Here is a 713-nt window from a genome sequence, read left to right on the forward strand (position 1 = left end):
GGATTTAACACCATTGGTGACATGCTCTGATTCACGTAAAATCACACCGTTGTACATGCCTAGAGAACCATCAAAGATTGGGTTTTTGGAACGCGAACCGGTATAAGCAGCTTTCTGAATATCAAGCCATTGACCCGTCTCTGTATTAGTGCGCAATTGTGTCACCTGAATGGGATGCAAATACAACACATAAACACTCTCGCCATTCACGCGAACCGGTCTAATTTTAGGATTCGCTAGCTTAGCGCACTGAACCGCTTCATCTATCAATTTAAGATTAAAGCTGTGTTTGGCTTTTTCTGTAAGCTCTTCATCCTTGGTTTTTGCTTCTGGTCGCACAATGCGCTTACTGCTTGGAGCTAATGGTGCATTAAAGCCCCAAAAAAGAGGATCAAGATCAACCAGTTCTCCCTCAAAATTAAGCCTGTTGGCTGTATAACCGCAAGCGTGAACGAAAAACATCAAACTCAAACGGTCCGCATACCAATCTGATAAACTGTTTTTGGCTTCTTCGCGCAAATTAAACAATGTGCGCTGATTATCAATAGTGCCTTCATTGGCAATTCTTGTTCCATGATAAAGTTCATTGATATACAGTTTATCATGAAGGAATTGTAGTGCCTCTTCATTGCCTTCAAGGGTTTCACCCTCACTCACACCACGTCCTGATAACTGAGCTCGCAGACTAAATGTTACACAATCCCCTTTGCCTT

General features: G+C 42.4%; 1 protein-coding gene. It reads right to left on the reverse strand.

What is annotated here, in order from left to right:
* Positions 1–713, reverse strand: a 713-nt coding sequence (locus ACFILW_RS10035; RefSeq protein WP_375685767.1) for a DUF4043 family protein, incomplete at both ends; no start/stop codon positions are given.

Origin of the sequence: Bartonella sp. TT110JLCBS, assembly GCF_042193405.1 — a bacterium.
GTDB lineage: Bacteria > Pseudomonadota > Alphaproteobacteria > Rhizobiales > Rhizobiaceae > Bartonella.